At 58.7% G+C, this 23,968-nt stretch carries 24 protein-coding genes; 14 read left to right on the top strand and 10 right to left on the bottom strand.

Translation table 11 applies throughout. From position 1 onward, the window contains the following. Nucleotides 1-7 precede the first annotated feature (7 nt). A complete protein-coding gene (locus SLH49_RS13930) occupies nucleotides 8-1,411 on the bottom strand; it encodes a hypothetical protein (RefSeq protein WP_320269730.1) in 1,404 nt (467 codons plus the stop codon). Nucleotides 1,412-1,511: 100 nt separating this feature from the next. Continuing rightward, nucleotides 1,512-1,664 carry a hypothetical protein gene (locus SLH49_RS13925; protein WP_320238703.1) on the bottom strand — a complete coding sequence of 51 codons (153 nt, stop codon included), beginning with the start codon at nucleotides 1,662-1,664 and terminating at the stop codon, nucleotides 1,512-1,514. A 151-nt stretch (nucleotides 1,665-1,815) separates the two neighbouring features. Here SLH49_RS13925 and SLH49_RS13920 point away from each other — a divergent pair, with 151 nt between their 5' ends. Further along, complete coding sequence (locus SLH49_RS13920; protein ID WP_320269729.1) at nucleotides 1,816-2,376, top strand: shikimate kinase; 561 nt, start codon at nucleotides 1,816-1,818, stop codon at nucleotides 2,374-2,376. After that, a complete protein-coding gene (aroB, locus tag SLH49_RS13915; protein WP_320269728.1) occupies nucleotides 2,373-3,485 on the top strand; it encodes a 3-dehydroquinate synthase in 1,113 nt (370 codons plus the stop codon). Before SLH49_RS13920 ends, aroB begins: the two co-directional genes overlap by 4 nt. Here the strand turns inward: aroB and SLH49_RS13910 are convergent. Both SLH49_RS13910 and ssb read right to left on the bottom strand, forming a co-directional pair. After that, nucleotides 3,482-3,796 carry a hypothetical protein gene (locus tag SLH49_RS13910; RefSeq protein WP_320269727.1) on the bottom strand — a complete coding sequence of 105 codons (315 nt, stop codon included), beginning with the start codon at nucleotides 3,794-3,796 and terminating at the stop codon, nucleotides 3,482-3,484. The two genes, aroB and SLH49_RS13910, sit on opposite strands and share 4 nt — an antisense overlap. 3 nt (nucleotides 3,797-3,799) lie before the next feature. Then, nucleotides 3,800-4,297: a single-stranded DNA-binding protein gene (ssb, locus tag SLH49_RS13905; protein ID WP_320269726.1), complete on the bottom strand. Its 498-nt coding sequence runs from the start codon at nucleotides 4,295-4,297 to the stop codon at nucleotides 3,800-3,802. Nucleotides 4,298-4,434: 137 nt separating this feature from the next. Here ssb and SLH49_RS13900 point away from each other — a divergent pair, with 137 nt between their 5' ends. After that, entirely contained in the window at nucleotides 4,435-5,016 is a 582-nt protein-coding gene (locus SLH49_RS13900; protein ID WP_320269725.1) for a lytic transglycosylase domain-containing protein, read from the top strand. A 10-nt stretch (nucleotides 5,017-5,026) separates the two neighbouring features. On the opposite strand, the gene SLH49_RS13895 is transcribed toward SLH49_RS13900, so the two are convergent. From SLH49_RS13895 to miaA, 6 genes are all read right to left on the bottom strand, one after another. Continuing rightward, the gene (locus tag SLH49_RS13895) at nucleotides 5,027-7,108 is read right to left on the bottom strand and encodes an ABC transporter ATP-binding protein (protein ID WP_320269724.1); all 2,082 of its coding nucleotides are present in this window, start codon (nucleotides 7,106-7,108) and stop codon (nucleotides 5,027-5,029) included. 46 nt (nucleotides 7,109-7,154) lie between these two features. After that, complete coding sequence (locus SLH49_RS13890) at nucleotides 7,155-8,600, bottom strand: ABC transporter permease (protein WP_320269723.1); 1,446 nt, start codon at nucleotides 8,598-8,600, stop codon at nucleotides 7,155-7,157. Between the two features lie 13 nt (nucleotides 8,601-8,613). Then, nucleotides 8,614-9,660, bottom strand: coding sequence for an ABC transporter permease (locus tag SLH49_RS13885; protein ID WP_320269722.1), 1,047 nt, complete (start codon nucleotides 9,658-9,660; stop codon nucleotides 8,614-8,616). Between the two features lie 114 nt (nucleotides 9,661-9,774). Then, the gene (locus SLH49_RS13880; protein WP_320269721.1) at nucleotides 9,775-11,433 is read right to left on the bottom strand and encodes an ABC transporter substrate-binding protein; all 1,659 of its coding nucleotides are present in this window, start codon (nucleotides 11,431-11,433) and stop codon (nucleotides 9,775-9,777) included. A 223-nt stretch (nucleotides 11,434-11,656) separates the two neighbouring features. Further along, nucleotides 11,657-12,472 carry a helix-turn-helix transcriptional regulator gene (locus SLH49_RS13875; protein WP_320269720.1) on the bottom strand — a complete coding sequence of 272 codons (816 nt, stop codon included), beginning with the start codon at nucleotides 12,470-12,472 and terminating at the stop codon, nucleotides 11,657-11,659. A gap of 54 nt (nucleotides 12,473-12,526) precedes the next feature. After that, nucleotides 12,527-13,429 (bottom strand): tRNA (adenosine(37)-N6)-dimethylallyltransferase MiaA, encoded by a 903-nt coding sequence (gene miaA, locus SLH49_RS13870; protein ID WP_320269719.1) that lies wholly within the window; start codon nucleotides 13,427-13,429, stop codon nucleotides 12,527-12,529. A 69-nt stretch (nucleotides 13,430-13,498) separates the two neighbouring features. Here miaA and SLH49_RS13865 point away from each other — a divergent pair, with 69 nt between their 5' ends. The 11 genes from SLH49_RS13865 (at nucleotide 13,499) to lpxA (ending at nucleotide 23,968) form a co-directional block, all read left to right on the top strand. Continuing rightward, nucleotides 13,499-14,038 carry an AAA family ATPase gene (locus tag SLH49_RS13865; RefSeq protein WP_320269718.1) on the top strand — a complete coding sequence of 180 codons (540 nt, stop codon included), beginning with the start codon at nucleotides 13,499-13,501 and terminating at the stop codon, nucleotides 14,036-14,038. Nucleotides 14,039-14,142: 104 nt separating this feature from the next. Then, nucleotides 14,143-14,868 (top strand): UMP kinase, encoded by a 726-nt coding sequence (gene pyrH / locus SLH49_RS13860; protein WP_320269717.1) that lies wholly within the window; start codon nucleotides 14,143-14,145, stop codon nucleotides 14,866-14,868. Between the two features lie 183 nt (nucleotides 14,869-15,051). Continuing rightward, complete coding sequence (frr, locus tag SLH49_RS13855; RefSeq protein ID WP_320238689.1) at nucleotides 15,052-15,615, top strand: ribosome recycling factor; 564 nt, start codon at nucleotides 15,052-15,054, stop codon at nucleotides 15,613-15,615. A gap of 27 nt (nucleotides 15,616-15,642) precedes the next feature. Then, complete coding sequence (gene uppS, locus SLH49_RS13850) at nucleotides 15,643-16,368, top strand: polyprenyl diphosphate synthase (protein ID WP_320269716.1); 726 nt, start codon at nucleotides 15,643-15,645, stop codon at nucleotides 16,366-16,368. A gap of 2 nt (nucleotides 16,369-16,370) precedes the next feature. Further along, nucleotides 16,371-17,174 (top strand): phosphatidate cytidylyltransferase, encoded by an 804-nt coding sequence (locus SLH49_RS13845; protein ID WP_320269715.1) that lies wholly within the window; start codon nucleotides 16,371-16,373, stop codon nucleotides 17,172-17,174. Beyond that, nucleotides 17,171-18,340, top strand: coding sequence for a 1-deoxy-D-xylulose-5-phosphate reductoisomerase (dxr, locus tag SLH49_RS13840; protein WP_320269714.1), 1,170 nt, complete (start codon nucleotides 17,171-17,173; stop codon nucleotides 18,338-18,340). Before SLH49_RS13845 ends, dxr begins: the two co-directional genes overlap by 4 nt. Nucleotides 18,341-18,344: 4 nt before the next feature. Next, on the top strand, nucleotides 18,345-19,679 hold the full coding sequence (rseP, locus tag SLH49_RS13835) for an RIP metalloprotease RseP (protein ID WP_320269713.1): 1,335 nt from the start codon (nucleotides 18,345-18,347) through the stop codon (nucleotides 19,677-19,679). A gap of 136 nt (nucleotides 19,680-19,815) precedes the next feature. Then, a complete protein-coding gene (bamA, locus tag SLH49_RS13830) occupies nucleotides 19,816-22,119 on the top strand; it encodes an outer membrane protein assembly factor BamA (RefSeq protein WP_320269712.1) in 2,304 nt (767 codons plus the stop codon). Continuing rightward, nucleotides 22,119-22,640, top strand: a complete 522-nt coding sequence (locus SLH49_RS13825) for an OmpH family outer membrane protein (protein WP_320269711.1) — start codon at nucleotides 22,119-22,121, stop codon at nucleotides 22,638-22,640. Before bamA ends, SLH49_RS13825 begins: the two co-directional genes overlap by 1 nt. Nucleotides 22,641-22,724: 84 nt before the next feature. Beyond that, entirely contained in the window at nucleotides 22,725-23,186 is a 462-nt protein-coding gene (fabZ, locus tag SLH49_RS13820) for a 3-hydroxyacyl-ACP dehydratase FabZ (protein WP_320269710.1), read from the top strand. Further along, the gene (gene lpxA / locus SLH49_RS13815) at nucleotides 23,186-23,968 is read left to right on the top strand and encodes an acyl-ACP--UDP-N-acetylglucosamine O-acyltransferase (protein ID WP_320269709.1); all 783 of its coding nucleotides are present in this window, start codon (nucleotides 23,186-23,188) and stop codon (nucleotides 23,966-23,968) included. Before fabZ ends, lpxA begins: the two co-directional genes overlap by 1 nt.

The raw sequence follows: 23,968 nt of genomic DNA, 5'->3' as shown, positions 1-23,968 counted from the left end.
GCGGTGGTCACGGCGTGCGGTCCAGGATCAGCATCTGCAAAGCCGCGCGGCGCGCGACATCCTCAACCCCGACCGATCGCAAAAGCGCCAGCGCATCGGTCACCAGCCGACTGTCGCCCACATAGCCTGCATTGAATTGGGCAATGGCGCGCAAGAGCGCCTCACCCAGCTTACCTTCGCCCACGAGGGCTTCAATCGCGGCCGAGGGGGCCGCGCCGTCAAAGGCCGCCTGGATCGCGATTTCTTCCGTTGTACGCGCGGGTACCTCTTGCGGAACACCCCGCGCCAGCGCGATCAGAAACGGATCAAAGCCCAGCCCGGCCTCTCGCGCGGCCAGTGCCACCTCTTCGTAGCTCGGCGATAGCAGCCCGATATAGAAGGCAATTTCCGCTGCTTCACCCTCCAGCGGCAGATCCTGCAGGTCATCAGCATAAAGCTTGGCAAAGGGTACTTCGGTGCGTGCATCCTGCATCGCCTGCCACGCGGCAGGCAGGGTTTCGCGAAGCCGCACAGTATCCCTGTCGCGCAAGGCTGCATCAAACCGCTGAATGGCTGCGGCCCTGTCCCAAACGCCACCCGATGCCGCCGGGACCCGCGCAGTATAGAATTTCTGCAGTGTATTTTCCGCGACTGAACCGTGGCGCGCCAAACGCTCTGCCGCTTCAAGCTGTGATTTCCAGGCGGTTGTAGGCCGCAGATCAGCGTGAGCGAAGGCAAGGGGCAGGGTGGCGGTGATCAGCGGCTCCCCAATCGCCTCATGCATGCGGAAGGTCAGCGGGCTGACCCGCGCAGGCGGGGCGAGCGGTGGCTCGCCTTCGAACAATTCGGGGTCGAGAAAGCGCGCGAGCAAGGCCTCCTCCGCTTCCGAGATATCGCCGAGAACCCGGTTAGTATTCAGTGTCAACGCAGCTGCAGGCCAGTCACCGTTGCGAGCGAGACAAAAAATGCGCGCGGGATATGTCGGCGCGACAGAGGCATTGGCGCGCATCACATCGCAGACCCGATCCTCCGTGCCTGTGAGGAGTGCCACATCAAACCAGCGGCGGAATAGCGCGATCGTGTCGGGGTCCGCCTGTTCGATCAGCGATTGCGCGGGTTCCAGCGCACCAAGGTCCAAAAGCTTGTCGACACGCGCGAGAAACAACGCCCCTTCCGCGTCAGCATCAAAGGGTGCATCCGCCTCGGCCAGCATCAGCACACGCAAAAAGTCCTGCATGGCGGGCAAGGTCTCAACCCGTTCCGCGCGGACAAGGTCGACCAATGTCGCCTCATCGCTATTGGCCCAGATCGTGCGCGGCAATCCTGTGACTTCAGGCGGTAACAGACCGACTGGGTCTTTCGACGGGCGGTCCAGCGGCGTGACCGTGACTGGGGGAGAGGCGGCGGTATCCGTCACGGGCGGTTCGGCCACGCGCGACCGCTCAACGCTTTCGGAAAGCCAATCGATGGCCGAAAGCGGTGCACCGTCCTGCGCGGTCGCGGCCCCCGCTAAAAGGCAAAGCGCAAGGGCGTTAATTTGTGTCCAGCGTAACAGGGCGCGTCACCTCTTCTGAGGGGGCTGCAAAATCAGCGGGAAAGAAGACCGGCCCGATATAGGCATATGCCACCAAACCTGCCCCGCAAATGACAATCAAATACAGCACCGCTTTGATGAGACGCCACATGACCTGCCCAAACCTTTCAATTCTGCCTCAATATGTGGTCTACATGCCACCTTTGGCAGGGATTATATATGGCCTTTTGCGCAAGATCACGGCATTCATTCATTAAATTTTGCGTGCGACATGTTTGGTCGCTTCTGAGGGATCACACTGCATGACAACAGCGTCGCATTTTCGCCTGCACCGGACAGTTGTTCTGGTGGGGATGATGGGCTCTGGCAAGACGGCGATCGGGCGCAGCCTTGCCGCGTCGCTGGATGTGTCTTTTGTCGACAGCGATGCAGCGATTGAGGAGGCGGCGGCGCTCACCATCCCCGAAATCTTCGCCCGCGACGGTGAAGCGTTCTTTCGCAAACGCGAGGCTGAGGTGTTGCGGCGCCTCTTATCCGGGCCGCCCGGAATCGTGTCCACCGGAGGCGGCGCGTTTCTGGCGGTCGAGAACCGCGATGCGATTGCCGAGATGGGGGTTGCCCTGTGGCTTGATGCCGATCTGGAAACCTTGTGGGAACGGGTACGCCACAAGGATACGCGGCCCCTGCTGCGCACCGATGACCCGCATGCCACGTTGACGGGGATCTATCACGACCGCAAGGGAATCTACGCCCTGGCGGGCCTGCGGGTACCCGTTGACGGTGCCGCTAGCATCGACGAAACCACACAAGCCGTGATCCAAATGCTGCTGTCGCGCCCCGAAATTCTGGAGAAAACCACATGACCGCCAAAGTGCATATCGATCTGCCGGGTCGCGCCTATGACATTCTGATCGGTCCGGGGCTGATAAATAATGCCGGGCGGCACGTCGCTGCCTTGGGGGGGCGTCGTCATATCTGCATCCTGACAGATGAAAATGTCGCGGCGGCGCATCTGCCGTCGTTGCAGGCGGCCTTGTCCGACGGCGGTTTGACGAGCGAGGCTCTGACCCTGCCCGCCGGGGAGGCCACGAAGTGTTGGGCGCAGTTGGAACGCGCGGTCGAATGGCTGCTCACGCAGAAGGTGGAGCGCGGCGATGTCGTGGTCGCCTTTGGCGGTGGGGTGATTGGCGATCTGGCCGGTTTTGCTGCCGCGATCCTGCGGCGCGGAGTGCGGTTTGTGCAGATCCCGACCAGTTTGCTGGCACAAGTCGACAGTTCCGTGGGCGGCAAGACCGGCATCAACTCCCCCAGTGGCAAGAACCTGATCGGGGCCTTTCACCAGCCGAGCCTTGTACTCGCCGATACTGCGCTGCTGGGCACGCTGACCAAGCGTGATTTCCTCGCGGGCTATGGCGAGGTGGTCAAATACGGGCTTCTGGGTGACGCGGAATTCTTCACCTGGCTTGAGGCGCAAGGCCCCGCCTTGGCGGCAGGTGACATGGATGCGCGGGTCCGCGCGGTGGAACGATCCTGCCAGATGAAGGCTGACATCGTGCAGCGCGATGAGACAGAACAGGGCGACCGCGCGCTTTTGAACCTCGGTCATACGTTTTGCCATGCTTTGGAGGCGGCGACGGGTTATTCCGGCCGATTGCTGCATGGGGAAGGGGTGGCCATAGGCTGCGCGCTGGCCTTTGAGTTGTCATCGCGATTGGGCCTTTGCAGTCAGGAAGAGCCAAGCCGTGTCCGCGCCCATCTGCGCGAAATGGGGATGAAGGTGGATATCGCCGATATTCCCGGCGATCTGCCCGATGCGGTAGGTCTTTTGGAACTCATGGGGCAGGACAAAAAGGTGCTGGACGGCAAGTTGCGCTTCATCCTCGCGCGCGGGATTGGTGAGGCGTTCATTACGTCGGATGTGCCGCCTGAGGCGGTTCTGTCGGTGCTGGAGGATGCCCTTGCCGCGCGCTAACGCTGATCGTCGTCAAAAAGACTGATCCCGTATTTCTTCGCGAAATTCAGGAAAAGCGGCACCTCCATCACCATCAGCGTGACAATGGTGAAAACGGCCCAGTTCGTCTCGAAAAAGAGCATGCTGAACGGCACGCCGCTGCCCCAGAACAGCGCCCCTGCCACAAAAACCGCCAGCGCCGAAAGAACCAGATCAATCGTCATGATCCGGTTCAACGTCTTTTCTTCAAGGCTGGGATAGATGCCCAGATAGGCCACCGCGAGGATCACGCCGTTCAGGATCAGAATCTGAGCTTCAGGCGCGAATTGCATGATTTAGAACGGGATTTCGTCATCCATGTCGCTGCCGCCTGCGGGTGCGTTGCCGCCGCCACCATAGCCGCCATCATTGCCGCCATAGCCACCGCCGTAACCGCCGCTGCTGCTCCCGCCGCCGTAATTGCCGCCCCCGCCGCCTTCACTACGACCGTCGAGCATGGTTAACGTGCCGTCATAGCCGTTCAATACGACTTCGGTTGAATAGCGGTCCTGGCCAGACTGATCCTGCCATTTGCGCGTCTGCAACTTACCCTCAATGTAAACCTTGGAGCCCTTCCTGAGATATTGTTCAGCGACGCGCACCAGCCCTTCTTGGAAAATAGCAACCGAATGCCACTCAGTCTTTTCACGCCGCTCGCCGGTATTGCGATCTTTCCAGTTCTCAGAAGTGGCGATGCGCAGGTTGCAGACCTTGCCGCCGTTCTGGAATGTCCGCACTTCGGGATCGGCGCCCAGATTGCCGATGAGAATGACTTTGTTCACTGATCCGGCCATTCTGGCACCTCCCGCGATTCTGATTTGCGCTTTTGTGACAGAGACGGGATGCCGCAACAAGGTTAACAGAAGGTGACCTTGGTTCTGCGCGCGCGAGGCACTATGTTGCGCAGGGTGGATAGGTGGGGAGCCAAACCATGCGCATTGCGCGAACGCTCGGATTTCTGTGCGGCCTTGGGGCCGCCTTGCCCGCTTTGGCGCAGGAACAAGTCTCGACCATGTCGCGTAGCGGGCTTTTGCAAAGCCAGATCGATGTGCTGGAGGGGCGCGCCGCTGGGCAATATGCCAATTCGGTGCGGCTGCAGCCCCCGCGGGACGAAGCTCTAACCGCGATACCCCGGTATACCGGCAGCTATGTGGGGCCGTTTTTGACCAGCGCAAGGGCGGCGGCGACACGTCATGGCGTGCCCGCTGATCTTTTCCTGCGTCTGGTCCAGCAGGAAAGCGGCTGGAATCCCAACGCAGTATCTTCCAAAGGGGCGCTGGGGCTCGCGCAATTGATGCCTGCAACAGCGCGCGCTTTGGGTGTCGACCCGCTCAACCCCGAACAAAATCTGGATGGCGGCGCGCGCTACTTGCGCACGCAATATGAGACCTTTGGATCATGGCCGCTGGCGCTTGCCGCCTATAATGCGGGGCCTGGTGCGATCACGCGCTATGGCGGCGTCCCGCCCTTTGCAGAGACGCAGAATTATGTGCAGGTGATCTGGGGGCGCTAGTCCCCGGAACCTATTCCGCCGCGATCTGGATTACTGGCTGCATGTCGGCCAGATCAGCATCGCTCAGATGACATTTGATCTGATGACCATCGGCCAGCATGCGCACTGGGGGCACCTCACGTTCACAAAGATCGCCCACTTTCGACTTCCAGCGGCATCGTGTCTGGAACGGGCACCCACTGGGCGGGTTCATGGCTGAGGGGATGTCGCCCTCTAGCACGATATGTTGCTTTTCGACGCTCGTGTCCGCGATGGGCACGGCTGACAGCAGCGCCTCGGTATAGGGGTGATAGGGCGGGGCGAAGACCTGATCGGTCGTGCCCAGTTCCACCACATGGCCGAGATACATCACCATCACGCGGTCGCTGAGATAGCGGACGATGGAAAGGTCATGGCTGATAAAGAGGAGCGTAGTTTTATGTTCCCGCTGGATTTCCATGAGCAGGTCGGTCACTGCCGCCTGTACGGACACGTCAAGCGCCGAGACAGGCTCATCCGCCACGACAATCCGCGCGTCACCGGCAAAAGCTCGTGCGATTCCAACGCGTTGCTTCTGGCCACCGGAAAGCTGGCGCGGCATGCGGTCGGCAAAGGCGCGCGGCAGTTTCACAAGGTCGAGCAGCTTCAGCATCCGGTCTTTGCGCTCGGCGTCGTTTTCGCCAATGCCAAAGATTTCGAGCGCCCGGATGATCTGCCGCCCGACCGTCATGGACGGGTTTAGCGTGTCAAACGGGTTCTGGAACACCATCTGGATGTCAGAGACGGTTTTGGTGTCGCGCTCTTCAATTGCAGTTTCTCCGATGGAGCGGTTGTCCAGCAGGATTTGCCCATCCGTCGCGGTCTCTAACCCCATGAGAACCTTGGCAAATGTGGACTTGCCGCAGCCAGATTCACCCACAATGGCCAGCGTCTCACTCTCGCGGGCCTCGAAACTGAGCGTTTCGTTCGCCTTCACGACCTTCTTGTCGCCGCCACCGAAGAGGGCATTGGCCGCGACCTCGTAGTATTTCTTGAGGTTGTCCATCTTCAGAACAACCGGCCCCGGCTCAGGTTTTTCATGGGTTTCAGTGACTTGCAGCGGGGCGTTCCAGTCGATTTCCTGGAACTTCAGACAGCGGGTCTGATGTCGGTCATTACCTGGCACGATCTCCATCGGGATAAAGCCCTGATCACAGCGCCCGGCTTCGAAATAGTCGCAACGGGGACCGAAATTGCAACCTTGCGGGCGTTCATGGGGCAGAGGGAAGTTGCCGGGGATGGCCACGAGGGGTCGGGCGTTTTTGTCCGCGCCGGGCAGGGGGATCGAGCGGAAGAGGGCCTGCGTATAAGGGTGCTGCATCGTGTCGAAGACGTCTTCGATACTGCCGCGTTCCACCGCTTCGCCGGAATACATCACGCAAATCCGGTCACAGGTCTCCAATACCAGCCCCAGATTGTGACTGATGAAAAGCATCGAGGTGCCGTACTTCTTGCCAAGGTCTTTGACGAGTTCGACCACAGCCGCCTCAACCGTCACGTCAAGCGCGGTGGTCGGCTCATCGAGGATCAAGAGCGACGGGTTTGCCATCAGCGCCATTGCGATGACGATGCGCTGCTGCTGGCCGCCGGAAAGCTGGTGTGGGTAGCTTTTCAGCATACGCTCCGGGTCGGGCAGTTTGACGTCCGTCACAACTTCCAGCGCACGTGCATAGGCTTCTTTCTCGCCGATGCCTTCGTGGATCATCGGCACTTCCATCAACTGCTTGCCGATCTTCATGGCCGGGTTCAGCGATGCCATGGGCTCCTGATAGATCATGGCGATTTCGCTGCCGCGGATGTCGCGTAGGCGTTCGGGCGACATCTCGTTCAGGTCTTCGCCCTTGAACTTGATCGAGCCGCCGACGATGCGTCCGTTCACACCCAGATCCTGCATGACGCCAAGGGCGACGGTGGATTTGCCGCACCCGGATTCGCCCACAAGACCAAGCGCCTCGCCCGGCATGACGGTTGCGGAAAAGTCCATGACGGCCGGGATTTCACGCAGCCGGGTGAAAAAGGAAATGGACAGCTTGTCGATTTCAAGGATCGGTTGGGTCGGGTCTTGGGTGGCCATCAGCTGCCTCCGAATTCTGTGTAACGTGGTGTGAGGGGGGCGCTCATCAGTCTTTCAGACTTTCTTCGCGGAGGCCGTCGGCCAGCAGATTGAGCCCCAGCACGAGGCTCATCAATGCCAGCGCAGGGGGCAGGGCCGGGTGCGCAAAGACCAGAAGCAGCTTGCGCCCTTCATTGATCGTGGACCCCCAGTCAGGGCTTTCGGGGGGCAGGCCAAGACCGAAGAAGCCCAATGTGCCGAGGAGGATGGTCGTATAGCCAATCCGCAGGCAGAAATCGACGATCAGCGGTCCGCGCGCATTGGGCAGAATTTCCCACAGCATGATGTACCACGCCCCTTCACCACGGGTCTGGGCGGCGGCCACATAGTCGCGCGTCCGCAGATCCAGCGTTAGCCCGCGCACGATACGGAAGACGGTTGGTGCGTTCACGAAGACAACCGAGACGAAGACCACCAGCACGGTGATATCGAACCCGTCGAGCCATGGCGGCAGGAAGTTGATCACCGTGCCACGTTGGTTGATGACCGAGAGATATAGCCAGCCAAGGATGCCCAGAACCGGGATCATGATTGCCGTGCGTTTCGCGGGCTGCGTGTAGTAGCGCGAGTTCAAGAGCACGAAGAAAAAGATCAGCGGGAAGAAGAACAGGAATGCCGCCATGTAGGACGGGATGCCTGTCTGCACGATCTCTGGGGTGACCAGCAGATAGAAGAGCAGGATCACTGGGAAGGCGAGGATCAGGTTCGCGAGGAACGATAGAACCGTGTCGAGCTTGCCGCCGTAGTAGCCCGCAGGGAGGCCCAACGTGATCCCGACCATGAACGCAAAAAGCGTGGCCAGTGGCGCGATGGCGATCACGAAGGTGGAGCCTGCCACCATCCGGCTGAACACATCACGGGCCAGGTTATCACCGCCCAGAAGGTAGTGGGGCAGTAACCCTTCGGTCCCTTCCGGGACCGGCACGCCCGGCACCTTGTTTTTTAGCCCCGACACTTGGCTCAGATAATCATGCGTCGCGATCCAGTCGAAGACGCCAAAGAAAAGAGCGGTAAACACCCAGAACATCACAAGTGCAAAGCCGATCATGCCGACGGTGCTGTCAAAGAGCTTGCCGTAAAGGCCGAGCCGCCGCTTGTAGCAGATGGAGACTACGAACAACACTACGAGCGCAATCCAGACCGGCAGGAACCGCTTGGACATTTCGCCCACGATCCCGGCCTGTCCGTAGCCCATGAAAAGCGGGATGATGATGTAGGCCAGAAGCGCTGCAACGATGACCAGCAACAGATATTTGCTGGCCGTCTCAAGCATCCCGATGACGCCGCCGCGCGATTGCAGGGTGCCGTCAGGATTGGCCTGTAAAGTGACCGGGCCTGCGATGAAGGCCATGACGTTTTGCACGACGACTGCGACCAGATAAAGTGCAATCGCGATCCCGAAAACGGGGTTGAGGATGGTGCCGAGGCTGCCTGTCCATGTAAGCGGTTCCATGTCCGGGTCCCCCTTAAGAAATTCGGATGCGTGGGTTCAGGTAGACATAGCCGATGTCAGAGATCAGCTGCGTCAGAAGCACCACGAAAACAGAGATGACAGAGACGCCTAAGAGCATCTCAATATCGTTGTTGGAGGCCGCGCGGACCAGTTCCCACCCAAAGCCCTGATAGGTAAAGAGTGTCTCAACGATCACCACGCCGTTCAGAAGCCACGGGATTTGCAGCATGATCACCGTGAACGGCGCGATTAGCGCATTCCTGAGCGCGTGTTTCAGCACGATCTTGGGGAAACTCACACCTTTCAGTCGGGCGGTGCGGATGTATTGCGCGGTCATCACCTCGGCCATGGAGGCGCGGGTCATCCGCGCGATATAGCCCATGCCGTAAAGCGCGATGGTGATCACAGGCAGGAAGAAGTTCTCAAACGTCGCGTCCTGCACCGCCGAACTGGCAGAGCCCTTGAACCATTGCATGCCAAAGGTCGAGGTGGCGAAGAGCGCGATGAAGACCACACCGGACACATATTCCGGTGTCGCGGTCGAGATGATCGAAGCAGTGGACAGTGTCCTGTCTGTGCGAGAGCCTTCACGCATGCCTGCCAGCACGCCGACGAAGAGCGCGCCGGGCACCATCACAACCATGACCCAGAACATCAGCTTGCCGGTATTGGCAAGGCGGGTGGGGAGGACCTCACTGACATCCTCTTTGGCGACTGTGGAAAAGCCCCAATCGCCTTGCAGGATGCCGCAGAATCTTGGTGCTTCAGATGGGTCCTGGTTCGGGTCGATGCAGCGTCCGCGTATCTCGCCATCCGTCCCTTCAATCACGTAGCCCGGCACGACGCCCAGCCATTGGCCATATTTGACGGGCAGGGGCTGGGAATAGCCGCGATTTGCCAGCCATGTCTGGACAGCCTCGTCGCTCATCCTCGCATTGCCTTGCGTCTTCGCAAGTTTCTCAAGGTTCGGAGCAAGGTTCGTGAGCCAGAAAACGATGAATGTCAGGCATAATGCTGTCAGCAGCATCACGCCAAGGCGGCGCAGAATGAATAATCCCATCAAGACCCCTGTTGGTCGTTTGCGGATGTGACCACCCGCGTTTTTTGCCCACCGTTTGTCAGCGGTGCGTGATATGAAAAGGGCCGCCTCTGGTTTAAGGCGGCCCGATTTGGTTTATGCAGCGAGCGCGATCTTATAGATCTGTGGCAGATACGCGATATGCATATCCCAGCCGACAAAGCCCGGCTTGGCGTGGCGGTAAAGCGAACGCCAGTAAGGCTGGATCGTCACACCTTCATCGCTCATGATGGTCTGCAATTTTCCCATAGTTTCGCGCCGTGTGTCGGCGTCGGCGATGGAGTTTGCCTCGGCCAGCAATGCGTCGAACTCGGCATTGGCGAAGCCGCTTTCGTTCCAGGCTTCGCCCGAACGATAGGCGAGGCCAAGGATCTGCGTGTCCAGCGGACGGTGGTTCCAGTTGGTCGAGCTGAATGGATATTTCGTCCAGTCGTTCCAGAAGGTAGAACCGGGGATGATCGTCCGCTTCACGTTGAAGCCTGCGTCGCGCAATTGGGCGGCCACGGCGTCGGTTGTGTTTTTGCGCCAATCGTCGTCGATCGAGATGATCTCCATCTCAAAATCGGCCATACCTGCCTCGGTCAGCAGCTCCATGGCTTTCGCAGGATCATAGGGCAGGCCTGGCACATCCGCCCAAGCAGGGTGCATCGGGCCCACATGCTGGTTGCGCGCCACTTCGCCCAGATTGGAATAGCCAAGCTCCAGGCAGACGTCGTTGTTCACCGCCATCGCGATGGCCTGACGGACACGTTTGTCAGCATAAGGCTGAACGCCATCAACCTCGGCCACCTGGTTGGGCCGGATCGCAATTGTCGCGCCAGAGGCGACTTCAGAGCGTTCCCAGCCGATCCCTTCGAACACATCAACAAAGTCGCCGACTGTTTCATAAGTCATGTCGACCTCGTCTGCGGCGGCTGCAGCCACCCAGGCAGATGGATCCTGACCGTAATCAATGTATTCGATCCGGTCGAGGAAGGCGCCTTTGCCAGCCGCATAGCCCCACCATTCGTGGCCTTCGTTGCGCACGATTACGCCGCGCACACCAACCTCAAGACTCTCTGGCAGGTAGGGGCCAGTGCCGACGGGGTTGTCGAGCATGGCGTCGGCGTTAAAGCCCGCAGGCACGATGGCGGCGGGATAGTCGGACATGCCGGCAATCAGCGAGATGTCAGAGGCGGGCAGGTTCAGGCGCACGGTATGGCTGTCGACCACTTCGATGCCGCCATCAATGGCTTTTTCGGTGGTGTCATCAATCAGAACCGCGAAGCGGCCTGCCATGGAGTTGCCTTCGACCGTCTTGTCACACCAGCCTTCGATGTTGCGGGCGACGTCTTCGGCAGTAAATTCGGTGCCGTCATTCCATGTCACGCCACGGCGGACATTGAGGGTATACTGGGTCGCGTCCTCATTAACTTCCCAGCCTTCCAGCAGCATCGGCTCAAACGAGCCATCGGAATTGTACTCAACCAGATATTCCAGCCAGCCAGCGGTGAAATAGGCAATCTGGGTCCAGTCATAGGTGCGCGGATCTTTCAGCGCCCGCACTTCCATCTGCATGCGCAATGTGCCGCCTTGTTGGGCATGCCCGGCGGCCTGTGCTGGCGCGTTTATGCCCAGCAGTCCGTAAGCTGCGGTTGTCGTTACCCCCAAAGCGGTCGTACGCGCCAAAAACTCCCGCCGGCTGAGTTTGCCTGCTTTCGCTTCTTCGGCATACATCAGCGCGGCTGGATGGATAGGCTTTCGTGATGGCGTCATTATTTTCTCCCTGTGACACATCTTTTTTATAGCGTCGGCTTGTTGTGCGCCTTTTTGTTCGCGTGGCGCCGCCGTCTGCCCCATTCCGCACGTTTTCCGGCCGCAGGTCAACCGACGCTTTGATCAAACACTTGTCAAAAGCGACATCTGATATGTCGAAAAGCGACACTGGGCCGCTCTGTGTCAAAGCGCTTTGGTGCCGCATCGCAGCAAGAAGCGATGCTCAGATTCGCGTTCCCGCACCGCCTGTGCGCCGGAAATCTGAAGGCGTCTGGCCTGATTTTTCCTGAAAACTGCGGGTGAAATAGGCAGCGGACCGAAAACCTAGGCGCCTTGCAATGTCCTGCACCTGTTCTTGCGTATCGCGCAGCAGCATGCAGGCCTCATAATGGATACGCTCGTTTAAGAGCTTCAGCGCCGAGCGTCCGCAGGTCTGCTGGCAGACTCGGGTCAGATGGGTGGGAGTAACGTCCAGTGCCGCAGCGAAATCAGCGACGCTGCGATCCGCTGCAAAGTCACGGGCTATCATCGCCGCATAGCGCGCGACAAGCTTGCCTGCCGCCGAGTTGCGGCGCTGATCAATGCTGGCCGGGTCGCGGGTCTGCAACTGACGCTCGACGAAGATACTCAGCAGGCCAAGATGGCACGCCGCGGCGCGATCATCGCCACCGGGCTGCAGCTCACGTTCAATTGCCTCGATATAGCCTTGCAACTCCTTTTGCGGGGCGACATCGCGCAGCCGCAGATGAAAGGGATGGTCGGGCCAGTCTGTGATTGATGGCAAGGTCATGATCTGGCCGAAGACGGTGGGCCCCACTTCGAGGCCATAGATCGTCTCGGCTGGAATGAAGATCAGGTTGTTGGGCCCATAGCCATTTGTCAGCCCAGCAACGGTGATACGGCCCTGTCCCTTGGTGATGTGGATCAGGCGCGGCGTTGCATGGCTGCGCATTGCCTCGGTCCGCCATTTTGACGCCGGACCGCCATAAGTCAACGTGGCCAGCGCCAGCGCTGGTTTGACATCGCTCATCATCGTCATCAACTTTGCCTCAATGTTGATTTTTGACAAGTCTCGCCAGAAAGCGCTGCGGAATCAACGGTCTGGGTGATCGGCGAATCGCAGTGTTGCGGATATGTCAGCTGTGGCGATGGGCAGGTGATACCAGTCCTTTTGGCGTGCGCGAAACCATGTGCGCTGGCGTTTGGCATATTGGCGCGAGGCGATGATGGCCGCCTCGCGCGCGGCCTCCAGCGACATCTCACCTTTCAGATGGGCGATGAGTTTGGGCGCGCCGATCGCCTTTGAGGACAGGTGGTTGGGGTCCCAGTGATCCAACATCGCCCGCGCCTCATCCAGCGCGCCTTGCTGCAGCATCATGTCAAAGCGCCGTTCGATGCGTTCGTTCAGCCAGTCCTTGGGGGCATCGAGCGTGATGGAGACGGTTTGGTCCAACGGCAATAGCGGAGGCGGCGTCGCTTGTTGCCAATCGCGCAAGGAACGGCCTGTGTTCTCTTGCACCTCCCATGCCCGCTGAACGCGCATCCTATTGGCCATGTCGATCCCCGCTTTGGTCTCCGGATCAAGTGCGGCCAGCATCTCTGACAGCGACAATGTATTGGCATGCGCACGCAGTGCATCCGGTGTTGCCGGGATTTCTGCCAAACCGACGGTCAGTGCATGAAAGTTGAGCCCGGTGCCGCCGACGATGATAGGTCGGTCCGGGCCGTCCAAGAGGGGCGTAACATCCCTCAACCAATGCCCGACCGAATAATCGGCATCAAATGGGACGTGCCCGTAAAGTGTGTGGTACGCTTGCGCCAGATCAGCATCATCGGGTCGTGCAGTCAGGATGCGCCAGCCGTTAAAGACCTGCAACGCATCCGCATTGATGATGACGCCGCCCTGCACCTTTGCGATGTGGAGCGCCAAGGCCGATTTGCCGGACGCGGTCGGTCCGGCAATCAAAATGGGCTTGTTTGGCGAGAGCGTGATCATGAGGGTTGTTTTGCGCGTTACTGGCTACGGCGCCGGTACATAGGAAGGGGAAACTGACAGGAAAAGCGCATGCTCATCGTTCTCAACGGATATCCGGGCGTTGGCAAGCTCACCATTGGCCAAATCGTTGCTGAACGGCTGAGCGGACGTTTGCTGGATAATCACACGGTCTATAACCCAGCGTTTGCTTTGACGGCGTTCAAGTCGCCAGCATTCTACGCCGCCGCGCGGGCGATGCAGGCGCTGACCGACGATCTAATTGACCGATTGGATGCCGATACGCCGCTTGTCCTGACTGAAACTTTGGCTGGTTCGGGGCCATGGGGGGATGAATGCTGGTCGCGTATCGAAAAGCTTGGTCAGATCCGTGGACCTTTTTACGTAGTGCATCTGCTTTGTGACCTTGAGGAGAATATGCGGCGGATTGAAGAACCCGGTCGTGCGTCAAAACGCAAACCGCGAGATGCGGAAATGGCGCTGCGCAACCACAAAGACGGATATCGCCTTTATGGCGATGACACCAAGAATCTGCTCCGTCTCGACGTTTCTGACCTGTCGCCCGATAGGGCCGCAATGGAGGTCTGCGACTGGATCGTATTGCAGAGTTGAAATCGTGGCGCAATCCTTCGCTCAAACCGTTGCCAGAGCCATTGAACCCCGCATCCTTTTGCGACATTTTGCGCGCCAATAACAAAGCGCATCAGGGGGACGCCATGACTGATATCGAGACAACCACGTTCAAACGTGTGATGCTCAAAATCTCTGGCGAGGCGCTGATGGGGGACACGAGTTTTGGCTTGCATCCGCCGACCGTGCAGCGTGTCGCGGCCGAGATCAAAGCGGTCCACGATCTCGGGGTCGAGATCTGCATGGTGATCGGCGGCGGGAACATCTTTCGCGGCCTGCAGGGCTCCGCTCAGGGGATGGAGCGGACGACAGCGGATTACATGGGGATGCTGGCCACCGTCATGAATGCGCTTGCGATGCAATCCGCGCTTGAGGAATTGGGCATCCATACCCGCGTGATCTCGGCCATCACGATGAATGAAGTGGCCGAGCCTTACATTCGTCGCCGCGCGGTCCGGCACCTTGAGAAGAAGCGGGTCTGCATCTTCGCCGCCGGAACCGGGAACCCCTACTTTACGACCGACACGGCCGCGGCGCTGCGCGCCAGTGAAATGGCCTGCGAGGCGATCCTGATGGGCAAGAACGTGGACGGGGTCTACGATAAGGACCCAAAAAAGCATGCAGATGCCAAGCGTCTCGACAAGATCGGCTATGATGAGGTTTTGCAGAAGCGGCTTGGCGTGATGGACGCAAGTGCGATTGCGCTGGCTCGGGACAACAACCTCCCTATCGTTGTGTTTTCGTTGAACGAACCTGGTGGGTTCCGTGGAATCATGGCGGGTGAGGGGACCTACACAATTGTTGAAGACTAATTTGCGCGGTCGGGTCGCGCTCTTTCTCCGCGGGCTGCCTTGATCCGCATTTTTGAACTTTCGAAAACATGATTTTGCTCAATTTCTGCGCGATCCTTGCGGATAACCTGACCTATACAAGGAACGCACCATCGCGTAATAGGTTCAAAAGTAGGGCAAAGTGGCCCCGAGGAAGAGCAACGAATGTCTGAAGAATTTGAACTTGATACCGATGACCTGGGCCGCCGGATGGATGGCGCGATTGCGAATTTGCGGACGGAGCTGGCCTCGCTGCGCACGGGGCGCGCGTCCGGGTCGATGCTGGAACCCGTGATGGTCGATGCATATGGCACGATGACGCCGATTAATCAGGTCGGCACGGTGAATGTGCCCGAACCCCGCATGGTCACAATCAATGTCTGGGACAAGGGTCTGGTCGGCAAGGTTGAAAAGGCTATTCGCGAGAGCGGGTTGGGGATCAATCCGCAGATGAATGGCACGATCATCATGTTGCCCATTCCCGAACTCAACGAAGAACGCCGCCGTGAGCTAAGCAAGGTGGCGGGGCAATATGCCGAAGGCGCGCGTGTTTCTATTCGCAACCTGCGCAAGGACGGCATGGATCAGATCAAGAAGGCCAAGGCCGATGGCTTGTCTGAAGATGATCAGAAATTCTGGGAAAGCGCGGTTCAGGAACTGACCGACGCCCATATCGCCAAAGTTGATGAAACGCTTGAGACCAAGCAAACCGAGATCATGCAAGTCTAGGCCATCTAATCAGTAAAGGGGCCATCCATGCCCAAGGACGCAGACGCAAAGACCAACCCGGCCCATGTCGCAATCATCATGGATGGCAATGGCCGTTGGGCGCAAAAGCGGGGTCGCCCGCGGCTCTTTGGGCACCATGCTGGCGCTCGGCGCGTGCGTGAGATCGTGAAGGCCTGCCCTGATCTAGGTGTGAAGTACCTGACGATTTTCGCGTTCTCGACCGAGAACTGGAAGCGGACGCAGACCGAAGTTGCAGGCCTCATGAGCCTCTTTCGCAAGTATCTAGAGCGCGAAGCGCAGGAGCTGTTCGAAAGCGGTGTCTGCGTGAGGTTTATTGGCGACCGGATCCGGCTGGACGACAAGCTGGTCACATTGATGGACGATCTGGAATTGCGCACGGCGGGCAATGACCTTGTACATCTTACTGTGGCGCTCAATTACGGAGGGCGGGATGAAGTGACCCGGGCCGCCAAGCGTCTGGCTTATGAGATTGAACAGGGGCGCCTGACACATGATGATGTGGATGCAGAGACACTGTCGAAGTTCCTCGATACACATGTTTTGCCCGACCCCGATCTGGTGATCCGTACGAGTGGCGAGGCTCGGATATCGAACTTCCTGCTCTGGCAATCGGCTTATGCAGAGTACGAATTCATCGATACGCTCTGGCCCGATTTTACAGCGGATGAATTTGCCAAGGTACTGGCCAGCTTCGGTGGGCGCGAGCGCCGGTTTGGGGCGGTTCTGACCTGACAATGACACCCCCACCTGCCAATCCGACAAAGTGGGATGATCTGACCGTTCGCATCGCCTCAAGCGCCGCCATGGTGGTTTTTGGCGCGGTTGGAGTAATCCTCGGTGGTGTCTGGTTCCAGATGATGGTCGTTTTCGTCAGCGCCGTCATGATCTGGGAACTCTGGATGATGATCCGCCCGCAAGAGGCGACAAAGGGCATGCTGCTGGCGGCACTTGCGGCTTCGGTCATGTCGGGGCAGTTGGCGCAAGGCACGCCGTGGGGGTTCTTGCTGTTTCTGATCGTGCCGCTGATCGGGATTACGCAGCTCAAGACGGAGAAGAAGACATTCTTTGTTTTTGCCCTGGGCATTCAGGTCGCGGGTTGGGGCTTGGTGCATTTCCGGGTGGATTACGGGTTCACCTGGCTTTTGTGGCTGATGTCGGTTGTGATCGTTACGGATATCTTTGGCTATTTCGCCGGCAAGGCCTTTGGCGGCCCGAAATTCTGGCCCCGGATCAGCCCCAAAAAGACCTGGAGCGGGACCGTGGCAGGCTGGATCGGTGCCGGGATTGTCGGGTTCATCTTTACGCTTCTGACCGATGCCGGGGTCTGGGTGATCTTGATCTCAATGATCCTCAGCTTCGCAGGTCAGATGGGTGATATCGCAGAAAGCGCGCTGAAGCGGCGGATGGGGGTCAAGGACAGCTCAACCCTGATCCCCGGTCATGGCGGCCTTTTTGACCGCTTCGATGCATTGCTCGGCGCATCGCTTTTCCTGATCTTTGTGGCCGATATCGCAGATGTACCGGGGGTGGTTTTTTGAGGCGGATCACGCTGTTCGGGGCAACGGGATCGGTGGGCCAAAGCGCCATTGATCTGATTGCGCGTGACGATCAGGCCTATGATGTTGTGGCGCTGACAGGCGGGCGGAACCTTACGCAGCTTGCCAAGGACGCGCTGCGGCTGCGTGCTGATTTGGCTGTGACCTGTTATCCCGAGTGCTATGAAGACTTGAAAGCTTTGCTTGCGGGCACCCATATTGAGGTTGCCGCCGGCCCTGATGCCGTGGCCGAGGCAGCCGCGCGCCCGGTTGATTGGGCCCTTTCGGCGATTGTGGGGGCGGCGGGGCTCGTGCCGGGACTGGAAGCGCTTTCGCATGGTACGACTTTGGCCCTCGCGAACAAGGAATCGCTTGTCACGGCGGGTCCGCTCGTCCTGAGCCGTGCCAAGGCGCATGGAGCGACAGTGTTGCCTGTCGACAGCGAGCATTCGGCTGTATTTCAGGCGCTTGCAGGAGAGCATATGACCGCTGTAGAGCGGGTGATCATCACCGCAAGTGGTGGTGCCTTTCGGGATTGGCCGATTGAGAAGCTGGCATCCGCAACGCTTGCCGAAGCCTCCAGCCATCCGAATTGGGATATGGGTCAGAGGATTACCATCGACAGCGCGTCGATGTTTAACAAGGCCATGGAACTGATTGAGACGAAAGAGTTCTTTCACGTCTCACCCGATATGATCGAGGTGTTGGTCCATCGCGAAAGCCTGATCCATGCGATGGTCGGGTTCAATGATGGGGCGCTCATGGCACATGTGGGGCCGCCGGATATGCGGCATGCGATTGGTTACGCGCTGCATTGGCCGGAGCGGAAGGATTTGCCGGTGGAGCGGCTGGATCTCGCCCAGATCGGCAGCCTGACCTTTGAGGCGCCCGATGACGCACGCTATCCCGCGCTTGGCATCGCAAAACGGGTGATGAAAGAGGGCGGACTATCCGGCGCGGTGTTCAATGCCGCGAAAGAGCGCGCGCTGGATGGATTTATCGGTGGAGAGATTGGATTTCTGGACATGTCACGGGTTGTTTCCGCAACGTTGGACAAAATGTCATCGGAGGGTGGGCTGCAAAATGACGCAATCACCCTAGATAACGTGCTTGAGACAGACAGGCTGGCCCGTATTCGCGCGGGTGAGGCCATCAGCCAATTGGGATAGTGCCTTGGACCTGATGCAATTCGTGCCGATGTTCGGCAATTTCGCCTTTATGATTGCGGCCTTTGTCGTGGCCCTCTCTGTCATTGTCGCGATCCACGAATACGGCCACTATATCGTGGGCCGCTGGTGCGGCATCCATGCCGAGGTGTTCTCGCTGGGCTTTGGGCCGGTGCTTTTCAGTCGCAAAGACAAGCGCGGAACCGAATGGCAGATCGCGGCCTTGCCGCTCGGTGGATTTGTGAAATTTCTGGGCGATGCCAATGCGGCAAGTGTCGGCTCTGACGGCTCAGTTGCAGAGGTCGATATGCGCCGCACGATGCTGGGTGCTCCGCTTTGGGCACGCGTTGCCACGGTTGCGGCGGGCCCGATCTTTAACTTTGTCTTGGCGATTGCGATCTTTGCCGGATCCATCATGTATCAGGGTCGCGCCGTCACGCCCGTCACCTTTGGCGAATTGCGGGACCTGCCACCCAGCTACACCACAGAATTACAGCCGGGCGATGTCTTTCTTGCCATCGAAGGCTTTCCGTTTGACGACCCGGACCGCGAGGACATGCTGATTGATCTTCTGCCGCTGGAAGAGCGGCTGGAGTATCTGGTTGAGCGTGACGGGGCCGAGGTAATCGCCGAAGGCCCGTTCCTGATGCCAACGGCAGTGGCCAGTGTTGTGCCGCGTTCAGCGGCAGATGACGCCAATATCCGCGTGGGTGATGTTATCACGGCTGTGGACGGGCAGGGCATATTTGCGTTCACGCAATTACAAGAGCTTGTTCTGGCCGCCGAAGGTGCACCGCTTGAGCTGACTTTGTGGCGCGATGGCCGCGAGCTGACCGTTACACTTGAGCCGCGCGCGACTGATGAGCCGCGCCCTGGCGGGACATTCGAACGCGTGTACCGGATCGGGATTGGTGGCCAGTTCTTCTTTGATGCGCAGACTGAAGCTATTGGTCCAGTTGAGGCCGTGGGCCTGGGTGCCGAAAGCCTTTGGAACCTTTTGACGACATCACTGTCGGCCTTGCAGCACATGATTGTTGGGCAGATTTCGACCTGCAATCTCTCCGGTCCGGTCGGCATCGCGGAAACTAGCGGTTCCATGGCCGAACAGGGTGCGCGCAGCTTTATCTGGTTTATCGGCGCGCTCTCTGCCGCCGTAGGCCTGATGAACCTTTTCCCGATCCCGGTTCTGGATGGCGGGCACCTGATGTTTTACGCCTACGAGGCCGTCGCGCGCCGCAAGCCAAGCGAGAAGGCTGTTCAGGTATTCATGTTTGTGGGCCTCACGCTGATCCTGTCGCTGATGATGTTCACCATTCTCAACGACACATTGTTCTGCCCCTAAACGTCGCCAAATCGCAGCTCGACACTTGCGTTTCGCCTTGTTTCATAAAGCGAGGCACGCCGTGTTTGGTGTTTTGACATCCCCTTGAGGACGGGCTACTCCGACAGAAACTGGGATGTGAGACGGGCGGTCAAAAATGAAAAAAACAGGCGAACTCGGCAAGGCGCAAAGCCGCTTCTTGCTGCGCGGATTGTGGGCAGCACTGTTACTGATCTTCACCGCGACAAATCTGCATGCGCAAAGCGTGACGGTGAATTCTGTTGTCTTTGAGGGCAATCAGCGCGTGGCTGACGGCACGATCCTGAATTTTGCAGAGATCGATCTGGGCGATACATTAACAACAGCGGAACTGAACGATGCGAGCCAGCGCATACGTGCCTCAGGCCTCTTTGAAAGCGTGGATGTGATCCCGCGCGCAGGTGGGCTTCTGATCCGTGTGGTCGAGTACCCGACGATTAACGTTATCAGCATCGAAGGCAATGCGCGCCTGCGCGATGCCCAGCTTTTGCCGCTGATCCAGTCGCAGCCGCGCCGGGTTTTCAACCCGACGCAAGCCGAAGCTGACACGGCGACAATCACGCAAGCCTATGCGCAGCAGGGGCGCATCAATGCCGTTGTCACCCCCAGGATCATTCGCCTGCCCGACAACCGCGTGAACCTGGTCTTTGAGGTTGTTGAGTCCGCTGTAACAGAGATTGAGCGTGTTTCATTCTTGGGCAACCGCACATTCTCTGACGGTCGGCTGCGGCGTGTGTTGGATACAAAACAGGCCGGCATCTTTCGTGCACTTGTCAGGCGCGACACGTATTCGCCTGAACGCATTGCGCGTGACCGTGAATTGCTGACGGATTTTTATCGCTCACGCGGTTTCGTCGATTTTGTGGTGCAGAATGTGGACGTGACGCTGACGAACGAGCGGGACGCCTATCTTGTGACGTTCAACTTACGCGAGGGGCAGCGCTTCACCTTTGCGGATGTAACGGTGCGCAGCGAAATACCCGGTGTCAATGCCTCGGAGTTTGAAAGTGCCGTACGGGTACGGCGTGGTGTGACATACTCGCCGGTGCCCGTTGATACTGACGTAGATCGGATCGAGCGTCTTGCATTGCAGCGTGGCCTCAACTTCGTGCAGGTCGAGCCTCGGATCACTCGCAACGACCGGGACCTGTCGCTGAACATCGAATATGTCCTGGTGTCCGGCCCCCGCGTTTTTGTCGAGCGGATCGATATTGAAGGCAATGGAACGACGCTTGACCGCGTCATCCGCAATCAGTTCCGCGTGGTAGAGGGTGATCCCTTTAATCCACGCGAAATTAGCCAGAGTGCGCGCCGCATCCGGGGCCTGGGCTTTTTTGAAGCTGCAAACGTGGATACCCGACCGGGCTCCTCGCCCAGTCAGGTGATCGTGGATGTCGACGTCGTTGAGGGACCCACCGGTGAATTGTCATTTGGGGCGAACTTCAATAGCGACACCGGTTTTGGTTTGGTGGCCTCTTACCGCGAACGGAATTTCCGTGGTCGCGGTCAACGGTTTAGCTTTGATGTCTCAACAGCCGAAAACAACCAACGTTATGGATTTGGCTTTGCCGAGCCAAACCTTCTGGGCCGCGACCTGCGGTTTGGTATCGATTTGTCTTATCGGACGACCAACAACGAAAACGCGCTCTATGATACCGAGGCGCTGCGTCTCAGCCCATCTTTGCGTTTCCCGGTCAGCGAGAACGGGCGACTTTCGGTGTTCTATGCCCTTGAATTCACTGACATCACAGATGTGTCTGATGATGCCAGCCAGATTATTCAAGATGAAGCTGAAGAGGGCGGAATTACGACAAATGCGCTCGGCTACAATTACAGCTTCGATACGCGTCGCACGGGGCTGAATCCGAATGCGGGCGTCATTTTTCGCTTTGGTCAGGAGTTCGGCTTTGGCGAGACACAGTTTATCAAATCAACAGCCCTTTTAGGAGCCGAAACCCGGATTCTGAACGAAGAGGTGACATTGCGCGCGACACTGGAAGGTGGGAATCTGACTTACCAGGATGGCAGCAGCCGGGTCACCGACCGCTTCTTTCTGAATAGTCGGCTCATGCGCGGCTTTGATCCCGGTGGCATCGGCCCGCGCGATGCGGACACTGACGATGCGCTTGGCGGGAACAGTTTTGCGGTTGCACGGTTCGAGGCGGAGTTTCCTCTTGGCCTACCCAGTGAGTATGGCATTTCCGGCGGCGTATTTCTGGATCATGGCGCTTTGTGGGAGGTCGGCGAAACCGGGTCTGCAGATGTGCTGTCTGACGATCCGATTGCCCGGACGGTCATCGGCGCATCGATCTTCTGGACCACGCCCATTGGCCCCTTGCGGTTCAACTTCACCGAACCTTTGGATGTGCAGGACTTTGATGAGCCACGCTCATTCGATCTGACGGTCTCAAGTAGCTTCTGATGCGGTTCTGGCGGGCCTTTATTGTTTGCATTCTGCTGGCAGCACCTGCAGCAGCGCAGCAATCCGGTCCTGACATTCTGATCATCGATAGCGAAAGGCTCTATTTTGAGACGCTTTATGGCCGCAGGCTCGCGCGCGAGCTTGCGACGCAGGCCTCGGAAGTGCAGGCGGAAAATGACCGGATCGTGGAAACACTGACCGAGGAAGAGCGAAGCCTGACCTTGCGCCGTCCGGATATGACGCCTGAAGAGTTTCGGGCCGAGGCAGATGCGTTCGATGATAAAGTGCAAGAGGTGCGGCGCGTGCGCGACGCTAAGAATGCGGAACTTCAGTCGGCCAATGTCGCGGCCAGGGCCGAGTTCGAAGAGCGTGTGCAGGGTGTGATCGTTGACGTGATGCTGGAACGGGGCGCGTCGATTGTAATGGATCGCCGTAGCGTGATCCTGTCAGTGCGTGCCGCCAACATCACCGATGATCTGATCGTTCGCATTGATGCAACCTTGGGTGATGGCACCCGTTAGCCGGTGCTTGCCCCGTCTCTGCGCGCTTGCTAGGGGTGGAGGAGCGGACGAAGAACCGCAAGAATAACAAGGAAATGCTACCATATGTCCAACGTGGTGACTGAAGCCGATATTCAACTGATCCAGAAGATTCTGCCGCATCGATATCCGTTCCTTCTGGTCGACAAGGTCCATAGTATCGACGGGACACAATCAGCCGTGGGCATCAAGAACGTCACCATGAACGAGCCGCATTTTCAGGGCCATTTTCCGGGCAACCCGATCATGCCCGGCGTCACGATTGTCGAGGCGATGGCACAGACAACGGCGGTGATGGTGGGTGCGTCGCTCGGTCTGACCGATGGCAATCTGCTGGTCTATTTCATGGCGATTGACGGCTGCAAGTTCCGCCGCAAGGTCGTACCGGGCGACGTGCTTGAGATGCATGTGGAGACGACCCGCGGCAAGCCCGGCGGCAAGGTCTGGCGCTTTAAGGGTGTTGCCAGCGTCTATGGTGAGATGGCCGCAGAGGCGGAGTTCACCGCGATGATGGATATGCAGGGCTGATGGCCGGGATTCACCCCTCTGCAGTGGTCGCCGAAGAGGCGCAGATTGGTCCGGGTTGCACGATTGGCCCGTTTTGCGTGATCGGCCCGGAGGTGGTTCTGGGTGCTGATGTGAACTTGAAGAGCCATGTGGTCGTGACAGGCGACACGCATATCGGCGATGGCACAGAGATCTATCCCTTTGCCGTGATCGGAGAGATCCCCCAGGACAAGAAGTTTGGCGGCGAAAAGACCCAGCTGCGTATCGGTGCCCGCAACCGCATTCGCGAGCATGTCACCATGAATACCGGCACGGCTGGCGGCGGCGGGATGACGCGTGTCGGCGATGACGGTCTATTCCTTGCAGGCTGCCATGTGGCCCATGATGCGCAGATCGGTGACCGGGTTGTTCTGGTCAATTCGGTGGCGATTGGTGGCCATTGCATCGTTGAAGACGACGTGATCGTGGGCGGGCTGTCAGGTGTGCACCAGTTTGTGCGCATCGGCCGGGGTGCGATTATTGGTGCGCTGACGATGGTTGCGAATGATGTGATCCCGCATGGTCTTGTCGTTGGGCCACGTGGTGAATTGGACGGGCTGAACCTCGTGGGGTTGAAACGCAAAGGCGTGAAACGTGCGGACATCACGGCACTGCGCGCCGCGTTCCAGATGCTCAAGGACGGTGAGGGCACGTTTCAAGACCGCGCCCGCAGGCTGGCCGATGAAAGCGATAGCGACTTTGTCCAGCAGATGGTGGCTTTCATTCTTGGTGCCTCCGATCGCAATTTCCTGACGCCGAGATAG

It is taken from the genome of Cognatiyoonia sp. IB215446 (assembly GCF_033963825.1).
In the GTDB taxonomy this organism is placed as follows: domain Bacteria; phylum Pseudomonadota; class Alphaproteobacteria; order Rhodobacterales; family Rhodobacteraceae; genus Yoonia.
The sequence above is the reverse complement of the archived record's forward strand: the minus strand, read 5'-3'. Positions and strand labels throughout refer to the sequence as shown.